Annotated in this window: 16 protein-coding genes and 1 other RNA gene; 9 read left to right on the top strand and 8 right to left on the bottom strand. The window is 66.4% G+C overall.

Features of this window, described 5'->3' with window-relative positions; translation table 11 throughout:
• Positions 1-72: 72 nt before the first annotated feature.
• Genes L6D77_RS19920 through L6D77_RS19900 form a run of 5 tightly spaced genes read right to left on the bottom strand, consistent with a single transcriptional unit; the run spans position 73 to position 4,885 of the window.
• Positions 73-1,290 (bottom strand): 2-octaprenyl-3-methyl-6-methoxy-1,4-benzoquinol hydroxylase, encoded by a 1,218-nt coding sequence (locus L6D77_RS19920; protein WP_232883303.1) that lies wholly within the window; start codon positions 1,288-1,290, stop codon positions 73-75.
• A 9-nt stretch (positions 1,291-1,299) separates the two neighbouring features.
• Positions 1,300-1,782: a DUF4442 domain-containing protein gene (locus L6D77_RS19915; protein ID WP_232883214.1), complete on the bottom strand. Its 483-nt coding sequence runs from the start codon at positions 1,780-1,782 to the stop codon at positions 1,300-1,302.
• Complete coding sequence (ubiH, locus tag L6D77_RS19910; RefSeq protein ID WP_232883213.1) at positions 1,779-2,978, bottom strand: 2-octaprenyl-6-methoxyphenyl hydroxylase; 1,200 nt, start codon at positions 2,976-2,978, stop codon at positions 1,779-1,781. The genes L6D77_RS19915 and ubiH overlap by 4 nt, the downstream gene beginning before the upstream one ends.
• The gene (gene pepP / locus L6D77_RS19905) at positions 2,975-4,309 is read right to left on the bottom strand and encodes a Xaa-Pro aminopeptidase (RefSeq protein WP_232883212.1); all 1,335 of its coding nucleotides are present in this window, start codon (positions 4,307-4,309) and stop codon (positions 2,975-2,977) included. Before pepP ends, ubiH begins: the two co-directional genes overlap by 4 nt.
• 21 nt (positions 4,310-4,330) lie before the next feature.
• Positions 4,331-4,885: a YecA/YgfB family protein gene (locus L6D77_RS19900; protein WP_232883211.1), complete on the bottom strand. Its 555-nt coding sequence runs from the start codon at positions 4,883-4,885 to the stop codon at positions 4,331-4,333.
• Between the two features lie 153 nt (positions 4,886-5,038).
• On the opposite strand from L6D77_RS19900, the gene L6D77_RS19895 reads away from it, so the two are divergent.
• The 4 genes from L6D77_RS19895 (at position 5,039) to L6D77_RS19880 (ending at position 6,431) form a co-directional block, all read left to right on the top strand.
• Positions 5,039-5,248, top strand: a complete 210-nt coding sequence (locus L6D77_RS19895; RefSeq protein ID WP_110992146.1) for a TIGR02449 family protein — start codon at positions 5,039-5,041, stop codon at positions 5,246-5,248.
• Positions 5,245-5,565, top strand: a complete 321-nt coding sequence (locus L6D77_RS19890; protein WP_153785593.1) for a cell division protein ZapA — start codon at positions 5,245-5,247, stop codon at positions 5,563-5,565. The genes L6D77_RS19895 and L6D77_RS19890 overlap by 4 nt, the downstream gene beginning before the upstream one ends.
• Positions 5,566-5,582: 17 nt before the next feature.
• Positions 5,583-5,762: non-coding RNA, 6S RNA (gene ssrS / locus L6D77_RS19885), on the top strand.
• 60 nt (positions 5,763-5,822) lie between these two features.
• On the top strand, positions 5,823-6,431 hold the full coding sequence (locus L6D77_RS19880) for a 5-formyltetrahydrofolate cyclo-ligase (RefSeq protein ID WP_232883210.1): 609 nt from the start codon (positions 5,823-5,825) through the stop codon (positions 6,429-6,431).
• A 19-nt stretch (positions 6,432-6,450) separates the two neighbouring features.
• Here L6D77_RS19880 and L6D77_RS19875 read toward each other — a convergent pair whose 3' ends face one another.
• Positions 6,451-6,603, bottom strand: coding sequence for a hypothetical protein (locus tag L6D77_RS19875; RefSeq protein ID WP_178125766.1), 153 nt, complete (start codon positions 6,601-6,603; stop codon positions 6,451-6,453).
• A 177-nt stretch (positions 6,604-6,780) separates the two neighbouring features.
• On the opposite strand from L6D77_RS19875, the gene L6D77_RS19870 reads away from it, so the two are divergent.
• The 4 genes from L6D77_RS19870 to L6D77_RS19855 all read left to right on the top strand — a co-directional run bounded on the left by L6D77_RS19870 (position 6,781) and on the right by L6D77_RS19855 (position 12,120).
• A complete protein-coding gene (locus L6D77_RS19870) occupies positions 6,781-7,230 on the top strand; it encodes an EVE domain-containing protein (RefSeq protein ID WP_232883209.1) in 450 nt (149 codons plus the stop codon).
• Between the two features lie 93 nt (positions 7,231-7,323).
• Positions 7,324-8,283 (top strand): HlyD family secretion protein, encoded by a 960-nt coding sequence (locus L6D77_RS19865; RefSeq protein ID WP_232883208.1) that lies wholly within the window; start codon positions 7,324-7,326, stop codon positions 8,281-8,283.
• Entirely contained in the window at positions 8,280-11,006 is a 2,727-nt protein-coding gene (gene rbbA / locus L6D77_RS19860) for a ribosome-associated ATPase/putative transporter RbbA (RefSeq protein ID WP_232883207.1), read from the top strand. The genes L6D77_RS19865 and rbbA overlap by 4 nt, the downstream gene beginning before the upstream one ends.
• 1 nt (position 11,007) lies before the next feature.
• Entirely contained in the window at positions 11,008-12,120 is a 1,113-nt protein-coding gene (locus tag L6D77_RS19855; RefSeq protein ID WP_232883206.1) for an ABC transporter permease, read from the top strand.
• Here L6D77_RS19855 and L6D77_RS19850 read toward each other — a convergent pair whose 3' ends face one another.
• Positions 12,121-12,525 carry a flagellar basal body-associated protein FliL gene (locus L6D77_RS19850; RefSeq protein WP_232883205.1) on the bottom strand — a complete coding sequence of 135 codons (405 nt, stop codon included), beginning with the start codon at positions 12,523-12,525 and terminating at the stop codon, positions 12,121-12,123.
• A gap of 158 nt (positions 12,526-12,683) precedes the next feature.
• Here L6D77_RS19850 and L6D77_RS19845 point away from each other — a divergent pair, with 158 nt between their 5' ends.
• Positions 12,684-13,661 (top strand): NADPH:quinone oxidoreductase family protein, encoded by a 978-nt coding sequence (locus L6D77_RS19845; RefSeq protein WP_232883204.1) that lies wholly within the window; start codon positions 12,684-12,686, stop codon positions 13,659-13,661.
• Positions 13,662-13,730: 69 nt separating this feature from the next.
• Here L6D77_RS19845 and L6D77_RS19840 read toward each other — a convergent pair whose 3' ends face one another.
• Positions 13,731-14,381 carry a gamma-glutamylcyclotransferase gene (locus L6D77_RS19840; protein WP_232883203.1) on the bottom strand — a complete coding sequence of 217 codons (651 nt, stop codon included), beginning with the start codon at positions 14,379-14,381 and terminating at the stop codon, positions 13,731-13,733.
• Between the last annotated feature and the right edge of the window lie 9 nt (positions 14,382-14,390).

Below are 14,390 nucleotides of genomic sequence, written 5' to 3'. Positions count from 1 at the left end.
GGCTGAAGGTAGCACCGTCCCTGTGGGAGCCGGCTTGCCGGCGAAATGGGCCGCGAAGCGGCCCCGGCAATCTCAAGCCCTGGCCAGCTCCGGCAAGTCCCCGGACAACCCCAGCGCCTGGCGCACGAACAATGCCTTGGCCTCGGGCATCTGCTCCACCAGCTTCAAGCCCGTGTTGCGCAACCAGCGCAACGGCAGCGGGTTAGCCTGGAACAACCGCTCGAAGCCTTCCATCGCCGCCATCAGCGCCAGGTTGTGCGGCATGCGTCGGCGCTCGTAGCGGCTCAATACCTTCACATCGGCCAGACACTCGCCACGCTCGCAGGCGCGCACCAGCTCTTCGGCCAGCACCGCAGCGTCAAGGAAGCCCAGGTTGACCCCCTGCCCCGCCAGCGGGTGGATGGTGTGGGCAGCATCGCCGATCAGCGCCAGGCCCTGCTCCACATAGCGTTTGGCATGGCGCTGGCGCAGCGGTACACACACCCGTGGGTCCGCCTCGAGCACGTCGCCCAGACGCCCCTCGAAAGCCCGCTCCAGCGCAGCGCGGAACGCCGCATCGTCCATCGCCATGGCCTGCTCGGCCTGCTCCGGCGTGGTCGACCAGACGATCGAGCACCAGTCCTCCTTGCCATCGCGATCGAGCGGCAGGAAGGCCAGCGGGCCTTCGTCGGTGAACCGCTGCCAGGCCGTGGTGCGGTGCGCTTGGCTGCAACGCACGCTGGTGACGATGGCGTGGTGCAGGTAATCCCACTCACGGGTCTGGCAACCGGCCAGGCGGCGCACCGCCGAATTGGCGCCGTCGGCAGCGATCACCAGCGGCGCTCGCAGTGTGCGGCCATCGGCGAGGGTCAGCAGCCACTCGTCGCCGGAGCGGCGCAGCTGCTCCAGGCGGGCGTTGGCCAGCAGGCCGACGTCGCTGTCGTGCAGGCGCTCCAGCAGGCCATCCTGGATGACCCGGTTCTCGACGATATGGCCAAGCACCTGGGCGTGCACGCTGGCGGCCGAGAAGTGGATCTGCCCGGTGCCGCTGCCATCCCAGACATGCATGTCCGAGTACGGCGATACCCGCCGCCGGGCGATGCCGTCCCAGGCGCCAAGGCGCTCGAGGATGCGCTGGCTGGCCGCCGACAGTGCACTGACGCGCGGCTCGAACGGTGCCTGGGCATCGAACGGCTTGACCGACAGCGGGCCGCCATCGAGCAGGAGGATTTCCAGGCCACTGTGGCGCAAGGCCAGGGCCAGGGCGCTGCCGACCATACCGGCACCGACAATCAACAGATCTGCGCGCATTTCCATGCCTTACGCCTGCCTCGCTTGCGGCTTGAGCCGCACATATAGGGTTTTGTCGACCCGCGCCACCAGCTCGCCGGCGCCATCGCGGATCTCCACCTGCAACCTGGGCAGGTATTTCTTGCCGCTGGCGGTCTGCTGGCGAATCTCGTCCAGCAGCGCGTCGTCGACGCGGAGTTCGGCGTACACCGGGCCTTTGCCCGGCGAAATGAAATCGATGCTGGCGGCCTTGTCCCAGACAATGTATTCGCGCCCCAGCTGCTCGATCAGCAGCAGCATGTAGAACGGGTCGACCATCGAGTACAGGCTGCCGCCGAACTGGGTACCGACGTAGTTGCGGTTCCACCGCGTCAGCTTCATGCGCACCTTGACGCTGCGCATGTCCGGGCTGATGGCCTGGACGCGGATGCCGGCACCCAGGTAGGGCGGGTAGCAGTTGAGCAGCCAGCGCAGCAGGCGGGCCTTGCGCGCGAGCTTGCGGGGATCGCTCATGGCCGGCCCCGCGGGTCAGGGCGGGTACCGAGGCCCATGGCCTGGCGGGCGAACCAGCTTTTTGCCGGTGGCAGCAGGTCGAGGCCCAGCAGGCCGAGGTTGCGCCCGGTAGTGATCAGTGGCTGGTTGCTGCCGAACACCCGGGTGACTTGGTCGGAGAAGCCGATGGTCAGCGCCTGGTCGAGGCGCTGGCGCTGCTGGTAGGCCTGCAGGGTGGCCAGATCGCCCGGTTGCTGCGGGCCGGCCAGCAACGCGTCGGCCAGCGACTGCACGTCACGCAGCGACAGGTTGAAGCCCTGGCCGGCAATCGGGTGCAGGCTGTGGGCGGCGTTGCCGAGCACCACCAGGTGCGGGCGCACCTGTTCCTGAGCTTCGACCAGCGCCAGCGGGTACAGGTGTCGCGCGCCCACCTGGCGCAGGGCGCCGAGGCGGTAGCCGAAGGCGTCCTGCAATTCGCGCAGGAAGCTGCGCTCGTCCACCTCGGCCAGGCGTCGGGCATCCATCCCCTGGCGGGTCCAGACCAGCGCACAGCGGTTTTCCGGCAACGGCAGCAACGCCATCGGGCCTTGCTCGGTGAAACGTTCGAAGGCCTGGCCGCGGTGGGCCTCGCCCGGGGTGATGTTGGCGATCAGCGCGCTCTGGTCATACGGCGTGCTGCGCACGTGGATGCCCAGCTGTTCACGCAGGCCGGAACGGCCGCCGTCGGCCAGCACCGCCAGGTCGCATTCCAGCGAGGTGTCGTCGTCCAGCTGCAGGCGGTAGCCGCCGGCGATGGCCTGCATCGCCCTGACCTCGGCCGGGCAGCGCCAGCTCACCACCTCGTTGTCGATGGCCTGCCACAGGCACTGGCCAAGCCAGGCGTTCTCAACCACGTAACCCAGCGCCGGCACGCCCTCTTCGAGCGCGTCCAGGCGGGTGGCGCCAAAGCGGCCACGGTCGGACACCTGGATCTGGCTGATTGGCTCGGCGCGGCGGCTGATGGTCTGCCACAGCCCCAACTGCTCGTAGATCTGCCGGGTGCCGTAGGACAGCGCCGAGGAGCGCGCGTCGTAGCTGGGCTGGAAGCTGTCGCCCGGGGCGAACGGCTCGATCAGCAGGATTTTCCAGCCGCGGGCCTTGGCCCCGGCCTGGAGCGTGAGGGCAAGGCTGGCGCCAACCAGCCCGCCACCGATGATCGCCAGGTTGATCCGGCTCATGCCACCGCCTTGCGGGCATCGAGCATCAACGCTTCGATTTCGGCGATGGTGCTCGGTACGCCCGAGGTGAGGATTTCACAACCTTGCCTGGTGACTACCACGTCGTCCTCGATCCTTACGCCGATGCCGCGCCATTTCTTCGCGACGTTCTGGTTGTCGGCGGCAATGTAGATGCCTGGTTCGACGGTCAGTGCCATGCCCGGTTCGAGCACCCGCCACTGGCCACCGACCTTGTATTCGCCCACGTCGTGCACATCCATGCCCAGCCAGTGCCCGGCACGGTGCATGTAGAAGGCGCGGTAGGCCTCACTGTCGATCAGCGCCTGCACCTCGCCCTTGAGCAGGCCCAGCGCCACCAGGCCTTCGGTGATCACCCGCACGGTGGCCTCGTGGGCATGGTTCCAGTGCTTGCCGGGGGCGATCACCGCGAAGGCGGCGGCCTGGGCCGCGAGCACCAATTCGTAGATCGCCTTCTGCTCCGGCGAAAAACGCCCGCTGACCGGGAAGGTGCGGGTGATGTCGCTGGCGTAGCAGTCGATCTCGCAACCGGCGTCGATCAACACCAGGTCACCGTCCTTGAGCGGTGCGTCGTTCTGCTGGTAATGCAGGATGCAGCTGTTGCGCCCGGCCGCGACGATCGAGCCGTAGGCCGGCATCTTCGCCCCACCCTTGCGGAACTCGTAGTCCAGCTCGGCTTCCAGGCTGTATTCGTGCAGCCCGGCGCGGCAGGCCTGCATGGCCCGCACATGGGCCCGCGCCGAGATCGCCGCGGCTTCGCGCATGACCTTCACTTCTGCCGCCGATTTATACAGGCGCATGTCGTGCAGCAGATGATCCAGGGCAACGAACTCGTTCGGCGGCTGCGCGCCGAGGCGGGCCTTGGAGCGGATCACGTTGATCCAGTCCATCAGCCGGCGGTCGAACTCGGGGTTGCTGCCCATGGCGCTGTAGACCCGCTCACGGCCTTCGATCAGGCCGGGCAGGATCTCGTCGATGTCGGTGATGGGGAAGGCGTCGTCGGCGCCGAAATCGCGCATCGCCCCGTCCTGGCCGGCGCGCAGGCCGTCCCACAGCTCGCGTTCAGGGTTGCGTTCGCGGCAGAACAGCACGTACTCGCCGTGCTCGCGGCCAGGGATCAGGGCAATCACCGCCTCGGGCTCGGGGAAGCCGCTGAGGTACTGGAAGTCGCTGTCCTGGCGATAGACGTGCTCGACGTCGCGGTTGCGGATGGCAACCGCGGCGGCGGGCAGGATGGCGATGCTGTTGGGGACCATCTGCGCCATCAGCGCCTTGCGCCGACGGGCGTACTCCGCCTTGGGTATGTGGCTCATGGGCAAACGACCCCGAATCGATCAGTGCAGCGATGGCTTGGGCGCGGGCGCGGCGGGTGCGGCCAGTTCGGTGAACAGCAGCATCGGCGCGACGCGCAGGTACTCCATGACTTCCATGTAGTCGCTCTCGCCGTCCTCGGACTCTTCCAGGGCTTCCTGGACTTGCGAAATGGCGACCAGGTCCTGGAGCACTTCCTTGGCTTCGGTGGACAGGTCCTTGCCACCGGCGTTCAAACCGAAACCGGTGATGAAGCCTTGGCACCACTGGCCCATAGCGGTGGCGCGGTCGGACAGCGCGGCATCGTCGGAAGGCAGCAGCAGGACGATGGCGACGTCCTCGCCGGTCAGCTCGGCCTTGACCATCTCCTGCAGGCCGACCAGGGCATTGCGGACCGTGTCACCGGGCTCGGTTTCCAGCAGTTGGGCGGCGTCGGCCAGCCAGGCATCGGCATCGAAGCCTGCACCGGCGCAGCTGCGGCCGATCAGCAGGCCGTGCAGCTCGGCCGGGGTGACAGGGTGGCCATTGCTCGACAGCAGCATGGCGAAGGCGATGTAGGGCGATTGGGTATTGGGCATGGGCAGCTAGGCGCCAGACGGCGCAATGACTAGAATGAAGGCCTTGTATCCTAGCACCGGCAGGCGCGCCAAGACCATCAGCACTGGCCGCGTGGCCACGGTGCGGGCATGATCGCAAGGTGAGTCGACGATGGAGCGAATCGAGTGCAACCCATGCAAGAGAACGACCTGCAAGCGCTGATGAGCCGGTTCGAGTCGCTGATCGAGCGGGTCGAGCAACTAAAACGGCAAAATGCACTCTTAGTAGCGCAGGAAAAAACCTGGCGCGAGGAGCGCGCCCACCTCATCGAAAAGAACGAGATCGCCAAGCGCAAGATCGAATCGATGATCCTGCGTCTCAAGGCCCTGGAGCAAGACTCATGAGTTCAAGCAATAGCGTCACCGTCCAGATCCTCGACAAGGAATACTCGATCATCTGCCCGCCCGAGGAGCGCAACAACCTGGTCGGCGCCGCCCGTTACCTCGACGGCAAGATGCGCGAGATCCGCAGCAGCGGCAAAGTGATCGGCGCCGACCGCATCGCGGTCATGGCCGCCCTGAACATCACCCACGAACTGCTGCACCGCCAGGACCGCCCGGAAGCGCCAGCCAGTGGCGGCACCACCCGTGAGCAGGTGCGCGACCTGCTGGAACGGGTCGATCAGGCACTGGCCGACGATCCGGTTAGCAAAAACGACTGAGATTGGTATACTGGCGCCACTCCCTGGGGGATGCGCCAGTCGGTTATGTCCCTGAGCCGATACGCACAACCACGGGGGTTGCACGCTGGGGCCGGTGTGCATGTCCGCCCGACGGAAAGCCTTAACGCCCCCTGCAATCTCCACCTTGAACTTTCGGGTTCAAGGGCTACACCGATAGCGGTCTTGTCGGGGAGCCTGCTTCAGAACTGCCCGCCTCACACGGCGGGCATTTCGTTTTCTCTGGGACCGCCCGTGCCATGACCGACACCGCGCCGCTCACCCGCCCCCAGCTTCGCCGCCTGCTGCGCAATGCGCGCCGCGCCCTTACCCCCGCCCAGCAAAGCCAGGCCGCCCTTGGCCTGTACCGCCAGCTGGCGCAGGATCCGCTGTTCCGCCGCGCCCGCCACATTGCCCTGTACCTGCCCAACGACGGCGAGATCGACCCGCGCCTGCTGTTGCGTGAGGCGCACAAGCGCGGCAAGCGCGTCTACCTGCCGGTGCTGCACGCATGGCCACGCACGCGCATGGTGTTCCAGCGCTTCGAGCAAGGCGAAAAACTAAGGCCTAATCGCTTTCGCATCTCTGAGCCGATGATCGAGCGCAAGCGCCAACGGCCTGTCTGGGCGCTGGACCTGATCCTGCTGCCACTGGTCGGTTTCGATGAGGTGGGGGGGCGCCTGGGTATGGGCGGTGGCTTCTACGACCGCAGCCTGGCTTACCTGGCGCGGCGCAAGGCTTGGAAAAAACCGCTGCTGCTGGGGCTGGCACACGAATGCCAGAAGGTCGAACGCCTCAATCAGTCAAGCTGGGATGTACCGCTGCGGGGGACGGTCTCGGACCGTGGCAGGTACCTGGCGCCGAGGTGATCAGGCGCGAAAAGGGGGATCAGCGTTGCTGTTGCGCAGGGTCGATCGGCATCTGCTGACTGGCGGCATCGAGCTTGCGCTCCCACAGGCCCTGCGCGTAACCGGTAGTCACCACGCCCAGGCCGAAAATGAAGGCGAGGATCCAGAGCAGGTCCGGTTTACGTTGTTTCATCGAATGCCCCCCTAGGCATACTGTCCGTGCTCGGCGCCTTTATGGGTGGCGGCCGGAGCGTCTGTCTTTAAAATCGGCGCATTTTCCGCCAACGTGAGCCCACACGCAAACGTTGACGCCAACCGGCTGTCGGTTTGATGCAACCAGTTATTTCAAACCCTTTCAGGAGCAGCATCCATGGCCTACTGGCTGATGAAATCCGAGCCCGACGAGCTCTCCATCGAAGCCTTGGCAAGGCTCGGCAACGCCCGCTGGGACGGGGTACGCAACTACCAGGCGCGCAACTTTCTGCGGGCCATGAGCGTCGGTGACGAATTTTACTTCTATCACTCCAGCTGCCCGCAACCGGGCGTGGCCGGCATCGCGCGGATCAGTGCCGCCGCCTACCCGGACCCGACCGCGCTGGACCCTGCAAGCCACTACCACGACCCCAAGGCCAGTGCCGACAAGAACCCCTGGAGCGCCGTGGACGTGGAGCATGTGCAGACCTTCCGCCAGGTGCTCGGCCTGGGCCTGCTCAAGCAGCAGACCGCGCTCGAAGAACTGCCGCTGGTACAGAAGGGTAGCCGCCTGTCGGTAATGCCGGTCACCCCCGAGCAATGGTCGGCCATCCTCGCGCTGAGTTGACCCTGCGCCTATCGTCTGGGGCTTGACCAGTATCAACGCGCAAAGAACCGCGCCACGTCACACTAAGACGTGCCCGTCGCAGGATGCCGACCGATGAATCACAACACCCCCAGACTCTTTGCCACCGCCCTGGTCGCCTTGCTGCTGGCGGCGGGCGGCTTGGGTTACTGGAAATCCCTCCACGACCGCCTGCCCGAAGGCCTGAGCATGGGCAACGGCCGGCTCGAATCCACCGAAGTGCAAATTGCCACCAAGGTGCCCGGGCGCCTGGCCGAAGTGCTGGTCGATGAAGGCGACACGGTCAGCCGCGGCCAACTGCTCGCGCGGATCGACACCCGAACCCTGCAAGCCCAGCGCGCCCAGGCCGAAGCCGAGGTGTTGCGTGCCCGCGAGAACTACGCCGCCGCCCAGGCCAACGTGCAGTTGCGCCAGAGCGAGCTGCTACTGGCCAGCCAGGAGCTCAAGCGGGTGCGCGAAATCTACCAGCGCAAATTCGCCAGCCAGCAATTGCTCGACCAGCAGCAGGCCCGCTACGACACCGCCAACGCAGCGCTGGTAGCCACCCGCGCCCAGCTGGCGGCGATCAAGGCCGCCATCGGCGCCGCCCAGGCCCAGGTCGCGCAACTGACCAGCGAGATCGACGACAGCAGCCTGCGCGCGCCCATCGACGGCATCATCCAGCTGCGCCTGGCCGAGCCCGGCGAAGTGCTCGGGGCCGGTGGCCGGGTACTCATGCTGATCGACCCCAGCGACCAATACATGAACCTCTACCTGCCCGCCTCCACCACTGGCCGGCTTACCGTCGGCGCCCCGGCGCGCATCGTGCTCGACGCCCTGCCCGAACAGGCCCTGCCCGCCAAGATCGCCTTCGTCGCGGCCAAGTCGCAGTTCACCCCGAAACAGGTCGAGACCCGTGACGAGCGGCAAAAGCTGGTGTTCCGCGTCAAGCTACGCCTGATCCAGCCGAGCGCCGTGCCCCAGGCCAAGCCCGGAATGCCCGGCGCTGGCTACGTGCGCACCGCCGAGGTGGACTGGCCGGCCAACCTGCAATGAGCAGCGCACCGGCACTGCTGGCCGAGGGCATCAGCCATCGCTATGGCCACCTGCAGGCCCTGCATTCGCTCAGTTTCAGCCTGCCGGCCGGCGCCCGCTGCGGCCTGATTGGCCCGGACGGGGCCGGCAAGTCGACCCTGCTTGGGCTGATCGCCGGGGTCAAGCGCCTGCAACAGGGGGAGCTGCAGGTACTCGGCGGGCCGATCCACCTGCGCCGCCATCGCACCACGCTGTACCCCAAGGTCGCCTTCATGCCCCAGGGGCTGGGCAACAACCTGTACCCGGAACTGTCGATCCGCGAGAACATCCGCTTCTTCGCCACCCTGTTCGGCCTGGGCCGCGCAGAGTGCGAGCAACGTATGGCCAGCCTGCTGCGCGCCACCGACCTGGAGCGCTTCGCCGAGCGCCCGGCGGGCAAGCTGTCTGGCGGCATGAAGCAGAAGCTGGGGCTGTGCTGCGCGCTGATCCACGAGCCCGACCTGCTGATCCTCGACGAGCCGACCACCGGCGTCGACCCGTTGTCGCGGCGGCGCTTCTGGGAGCTGGTGGATCAGGTGCGCGCCCATCGCCCGCAACTGACGTTGCTGGTAGCAACCGCCTACATGGAAGAGGCCGAACAGTTCGAGCACTGCCTGATGCTCGACAGCGGCCGCCTGCTGGCGGCCGGCCCCAGCCGGGAACTGGCGGCGGCCACTGCCAGCGGCAAGCTGGACGACGCCTTCACCCATTTTCAGGGGGCTGGCCGCGCACAGCCCGAGCTGCTGCGCATCCCACCCCGCCAGGTCGACGGCAGCCCGGTCGCCATCGAAGCCCACGACCTGACTTTGCGCTTTGGCGACTTCACTGCCGTCAACAAGGTCAGCTTCGCCATTGGCCGCGGCGAAATTTTCGGTTTCCTCGGCTCCAACGGCTGCGGCAAGACCACCACCATGAAAGTGCTCACCGGCCTGATGCCTGCCACCGAGGGCCACGCCAGCCTGCTCGGCCGGCCGGTAGATGCCGGCGACCTGGCGACACGCAAGCGGGTAGGCTTCATGTCCCAGAGCTTCTCGCTGTACGGCGAATTGAGCGCTCGGCAGAACCTCGAGCTGCACGCCCGCCTGTTCGACCTGGCCAAGGCCGACAGCGCCCCACGCATCGCTGAGCTGATCGAGCGCTTCGAGCTGGGCGCTATCGCCGAGCAACCTTCCGGCGCCCTGCCCCTGGGCCTGCGTCAGCGCCTGTCGCTGGCAGTGGCGGTGCTGCACCGCCCGGAGGTGCTGATCCTCGACGAGCCGACTTCGGGTGTCGACCCAGCGGCCCGCGACGGTTTCTGGCGCCTGCTGGTGGAGCTGTCGCGCGAGCAGGGCGTGACCATTTTCCTCTCGACCCACTTCATGAACGAAGCCCTGCGCTGTGACCGCATCTCGCTGATGCACGCCGGCCGGGTACTGGCCTGCGACACGCCCCAGGCCCTGCAACGACAATTCGCCGGGGACACCCTGGAAGACGCCTTCGTACGCTGCCTGGAACAAGCCCAGGACGCACCCAGCGAGGCGCAGGCCGACGACACCGACTTGCCCCAGGCCAACGCCGCCACGCCACCCCTGCGCAAGGGCTTTAGCCTGCGCCGTCTGCTGGCGGTCGCCAGCCGCGAGGGCAAGGAGCTGCTGCGCGACAAGGTACGCCTGGCCTTCGCCCTGCTCGGTGCGCTGTTCATGATGGTGATCTTCGGCTACGGCATCTCGCTGGACGTGGAAAACCTCGCCTTCGCGGTCTACGACCAGGATCAGAGCCCACAGAGCCGCGCCTACCTGGAAGCCTTCCGCGGCTCACGCTACTTTGCCGAACAACCAGCGATCCGTGACACCCGTCAACTGCACCAGCGCCTGCAGCGTTCCGAGATCAAGCTGGCGCTGGAAGTTCCACCGGGCTTTGGCCGCGACCTGCACGCCGGGCGCCAACCGGTGGTGGCCGCCTGGCTCGACGGCGGCATGCCGTTCCGTGCCGAAACCAGCCGCAACTATATCGAAGCCGTGCACCAGGCCAACCTTGAGCACCTGGCAGCGCTCAGCCCGAACCCGGTGCCGCGGCAACCACCGGTGCGCCTGGAAACCCGCTTTCGCTACAACCAGGATGTGGTCAGCGTAAACGCCATCGGCCCTGGGGTGATGGCGCTGATCCTGGCCTTCATCCCGGCGATGCTCACAGCGCTGGGGATCGTCCGGGAAAAGGAGCTAGGCTCGATCACCAACTTCTACGCCACCCCGCTCACCCGTCTGGAGTTCCTGCTGGGCAAGCAAGCGCCCTACCTGGCGGTGAGCCTGGTGAACCTGGCCTTGCTGGTGGCGATGAACCGCTGGCTGTTCGGCGTACCGCTCAAGGGCAGCCCACTGGCCCTGGCTTGCGGCGGTGTTGCCTATCTGCTGGCAACCACCAGCCTGGGCCTGCTGATCTCGGCGTTCACCCGCACGCAGATCGCCGCGATCCTCGGCACCATAATCATCACCAGCCTGCCGACCATCCAGTTTTCCGGGCTGATCGTGCCGCGCTCGTCGCTCGAAGGGGCGGCGGCGTTAATGGGCCAACTGTTCCCGGCCGGCTACTTTCTCGACATTGCCGTCGGCACCTTCACCAAGGCCCTGGGCTTGCGCGAGCTATGGCCGCAGTGCCTGGCGCTGCTGGGCTTCTTTGTCACCTTCACCGGCCTGAGCCTGGCCATGCTCAAGAAGCAGGAGGCCTGAGATGAGCCGCGTGTCCCACACCCTGCGCCTGGGCCTGAAAGAGCTGACCAGCCTGCGCCACGACAGCGTGCTGCTGCTGTTTCTGCTGTACGCCTTCAGCGTGGCGATCTACATGCCCGCAGCAGGCTCGGTGATTGGCGTGCACCATGCCAGTGTCGCGGTGGTCGACGAAGACCATAGCGCGCTGTCACGCAAGCTGGCCGAGGCGCTGCAACCGCCAGAATTCCAACCCGCTGTCGCGTTGGCTGCGCAGCACCTGGACCAGGCGATGGACAGCGGCCAGTACACCTTCGTGATCAACATCCCGGCAAATTTCAACATCGACCTGCTGGCCGGGCGCTCGCCGGACCTGCAGATCAACGTCGATGCCACGGCCATGAGCCAGGCGTTCATGGGCGCAGGCTACATCGGCCGGATCTTCGAACGCGAGCTGCTCGAATACGCCCATCGCCCAGCAGCCGACAGCCCGGTACTGCTCAACCCCAAAGCGCTGTTCAACCCCAACCTGGAAGGTGGCTGGTTTCTCGCGGTGATCCAGATCGTCAACAACATCACCATCCTCGCCATCATCCTCACTGGGACCGCGCTACTGCGCGAGCGCGAACACGGCACCCTTGACCACCTGCTGGTGCTACCGCTGAGCGCGCTGGAAATCATGCTGGCGAAAATCGCCAGCAACGCCCTGGTGGTGGTGGTGTGTACCTGGATATCGCTGGAAGTGGTGGTGAAAGGGGCATTGGGTGTGCCGCTGGCAGGCTCGATGGGGCTGTTTCTGGGGGTGACCGCGCTCTACCTGTTCGCCAGCACGGCGCTGGGGATCTTCCTCGCCACCCTGGCGCGCTCGACGCCGCAGTTCGGTTTGCTGGCGATCCCGGTGATCATCCCGATGCTGTTGCTGTCAGGCGGCAGCACGCCGCTGGACAGCATGCCGCAGTGGCTGCAGTGGGTCATGCAGGGCTCGCCCTCGACCCACTTCGTCAGCCTGGGCGCCGCGATCCTGTTCCGCGACGCCGGGCTGAGCGTGGTGTGGCCAGACGTGCTGGCCCTGGCCATCATCGGCCTGGTGTTCTTCAGCGTGGCGTTGGCGCGCTTTCGCCGCACCCTCGCCAGCTGATCACTGCACGATCAAGTTGTTGAACAGCAGGTCCTCGACGATCGGCTTGCCCTCTTCGGCTTCCATCACCTGCTGGACTTGCTTCAAGGCGTCCTGGCGCAGTTTTTCCTTGGCTTCGACGTTGCTCATGTTGTCTACACCTTGCTGGGTGAACAGCGCCACCAGCTGGTTGCGAATCAGCGGCTCGTGGTGCTTGACCGCAGCAGCGGCGGCATCACCGGTCACACGCAGGGCAACGTCGGCCTTGTACACCCGCAGCTTGGGGCTGCCATCGAGGGCATAGTTGCCGACGAAGGGCGGGCTGAGGCTGATATAGCTCACCTTGGGCGCCCCTTCCTTGGCTTCCTCGGCCATTGCCGCGGCTGGCAGCATCAGGGCCAGCACCATCAAGATCCACGCTTTCACCAATTACGCTCCTCAATACAGTTGGCGCCAGCTTACCCAGCGCGCCGGGCAAACCCAAGCCCGGGCTTATGCCGGCACATCAGGGCGGGCCATGCTCGTTGACCCGCAAAGCGGCCCTCCTACACTTATCGGCCACCACTCGCAAAGGAATAGCCCTGATGAAAGCCTTGTTGTGCAAAGCCCTGGGCCCGGCGCGGGACCTGGTTCTGGAAGAGGTCGCAAGCCCTGCGCCGAAGAAGAACGAGATCCTGCTCGAGGTGCACGCCGCCGGGGTCAACTTTCCCGACACCCTGATCATCGAAGGCAAGTACCAGTTCCAGCCGCCCTTGCCGTTCTCGCCCGGCGGCGAGGCGGCCGGGGTGGTCGCCGCAGTCGGGGAAAAGGCCGGCGCGTTCAAGGTCGGCGACCGGGTCATGGCCCTGACCGGCTGGGGCGCCTTCGCCGAGCAGGTGGCGGTGCCGTACTACAACGTACAGCCGCTCCCGGCAGGTATGGACTTCACCACCGCCGCCGCCTTCGGCATGACCTACGGCACCTCGATGCACGCGCTGACCCAGCGTGGCCAGCTCAAGGCCGGCGAGACGCTGTTGGTGCTGGGCGCGTCCGGAGGCGTGGGCCTGGCTGCGGTGGAAATCGGCAAGGCCCTGGGGGCGCGGGTGATCGCCGCCGCCAGCAGCGCCGACAAGCTGGCGGTGGCCAAGGCGGCCGGAGCCGATGAGCTGATCGACTACAGCCAGGCCAGCCTGAAGGACGAGATCAAGCGCCTGACCGGCGGCCAGGGGGTGGACGTGATCTACGACCCGGTGGGCGGCGCGCTGTTCGACCAGGCTGTGCGCGGTTTGGCGTGGAACGGGCGGCTGCTGGTGGTGGGCTTTGCCAGCGGCACGATCCCGCAGCTGCCGGTGAACCTGGCGCTGCTCAAGGGCGCGGCGGTGATCGGGGTGTTCTGGGGCGCGTTCGCCCAACGCCAGCCGGAGGACAACGCGGCCAACTTCCGCCAGCTGTTTGCCTGGCATGCCGAGGGCAAGCTCAAGCCGCTGGTGTCGCAGACCTATGCATTGGCTGAAGGGGGCGCGGCGATCGAGCGGCTGGCGCAGCGGCAGGCTGTGGGTAAGTTGGTGGTGGTGGCCAGGTAAGGTTGCTGAAACCCTGCTCGCATCTTCGCGGGTTTACCCGCGAAAGCGCCAGCACGACCAACTTATGAATCAGACCTCACGCAGGTTATGGCAGCGCCTGAACCGCGCCTCCAGGTTGCGATCCGGCATCTGGTGGCTGCGCAGGGCATTGAGCGTCTGCTCCACATATTCGCGCGTGGTGCCATAGCGCCCTGTGGCACTGGCGAGGATCTGGCTCAACAGGGTGTCCGGCAGGTTGCCCGCATAGCACGGCAGGTGCCTTTCCAGCACAAAACCCAGGGCCTGCACCTTGCTGCCGTCACTCAGCCGACAACTGAGCCAGTGCGGGCGATAGGCCGGGTACGGCATCTCGCGTTGCCACAGGGCCATCAGCGAATCGTCCAGGTTGGCTTCGTCCAGGCGGTAGGCGAAACCACTGCACGAACCGCCCCGATCAAGGCCGAACACCAGCCCCGGGCATTCCGGGGTGCCGCGATGCTCGTGGGACCAGAGGTAAAGCCCACGGTGATAACCATGCACCCGCGCCCGCTGGCGCTCGACCGAATTGCACTCAGGGCGCCAGATCAGCGAACCATAGGCGAACAGCCACACCGGGCCACCCGTGTGTTGAGCCATTGTTTGCTGCATCGAGTGCTGCAGTTGTTCGCGGGTCAGTTGTTGCCCGAAGTCGAGCGACGGGGGATAGGAGATTTGCCAGGACGAACTTTCAAGTGTCGACATGAGCTGCCG

This window comes from Pseudomonas parasichuanensis (assembly GCF_021601385.1).
GTDB classification, from domain to species: Bacteria; Pseudomonadota; Gammaproteobacteria; order Pseudomonadales; family Pseudomonadaceae; genus Aquipseudomonas; species Aquipseudomonas parasichuanensis.
This window is presented reverse-complemented; position numbering and strand designations above follow the sequence as displayed.

Excerpts from the sequence above, each read along its gene's own strand:
- L6D77_RS19920 (WP_232883303.1), bottom strand. The coding sequence starts at position 1,290 with ATGCGCGCAGATCTGTTGATTGTCGGTGCCGGTATGGTCGGCAGCGCC.
- L6D77_RS19915 (WP_232883214.1), bottom strand. The coding sequence starts at position 1,782 with ATGAGCGATCCCCGCAAGCTCGCGCGCAAGGCCCGCCTGCTGCGCTGG.
- ubiH (WP_232883213.1), bottom strand. The coding sequence starts at position 2,978 with ATGAGCCGGATCAACCTGGCGATCATCGGTGGCGGGCTGGTTGGCGCC.
- pepP (WP_232883212.1), bottom strand. The coding sequence starts at position 4,309 with ATGAGCCACATACCCAAGGCGGAGTACGCCCGTCGGCGCAAGGCGCTG.
- L6D77_RS19900 (WP_232883211.1), bottom strand. The coding sequence starts at position 4,885 with ATGCCCAATACCCAATCGCCCTACATCGCCTTCGCCATGCTGCTGTCG.
- L6D77_RS19895 (WP_110992146.1), top strand. The coding sequence starts at position 5,039 with ATGCAAGAGAACGACCTGCAAGCGCTGATGAGCCGGTTCGAGTCGCTG.
- L6D77_RS19890 (WP_153785593.1), top strand. The coding sequence starts at position 5,245 with ATGAGTTCAAGCAATAGCGTCACCGTCCAGATCCTCGACAAGGAATAC.
- L6D77_RS19880 (WP_232883210.1), top strand. The coding sequence starts at position 5,823 with ATGACCGACACCGCGCCGCTCACCCGCCCCCAGCTTCGCCGCCTGCTG.
- L6D77_RS19875 (WP_178125766.1), bottom strand. The coding sequence starts at position 6,603 with ATGAAACAACGTAAACCGGACCTGCTCTGGATCCTCGCCTTCATTTTC.
- L6D77_RS19870 (WP_232883209.1), top strand. The coding sequence starts at position 6,781 with ATGGCCTACTGGCTGATGAAATCCGAGCCCGACGAGCTCTCCATCGAA.
- L6D77_RS19865 (WP_232883208.1), top strand. The coding sequence starts at position 7,324 with ATGAATCACAACACCCCCAGACTCTTTGCCACCGCCCTGGTCGCCTTG.
- rbbA (WP_232883207.1), top strand. The coding sequence starts at position 8,280 with ATGAGCAGCGCACCGGCACTGCTGGCCGAGGGCATCAGCCATCGCTAT.
- L6D77_RS19855 (WP_232883206.1), top strand. The coding sequence starts at position 11,008 with ATGAGCCGCGTGTCCCACACCCTGCGCCTGGGCCTGAAAGAGCTGACC.
- L6D77_RS19845 (WP_232883204.1), top strand. The coding sequence starts at position 12,684 with ATGAAAGCCTTGTTGTGCAAAGCCCTGGGCCCGGCGCGGGACCTGGTT.
- L6D77_RS19840 (WP_232883203.1), bottom strand. The coding sequence starts at position 14,381 with ATGTCGACACTTGAAAGTTCGTCCTGGCAAATCTCCTATCCCCCGTCG.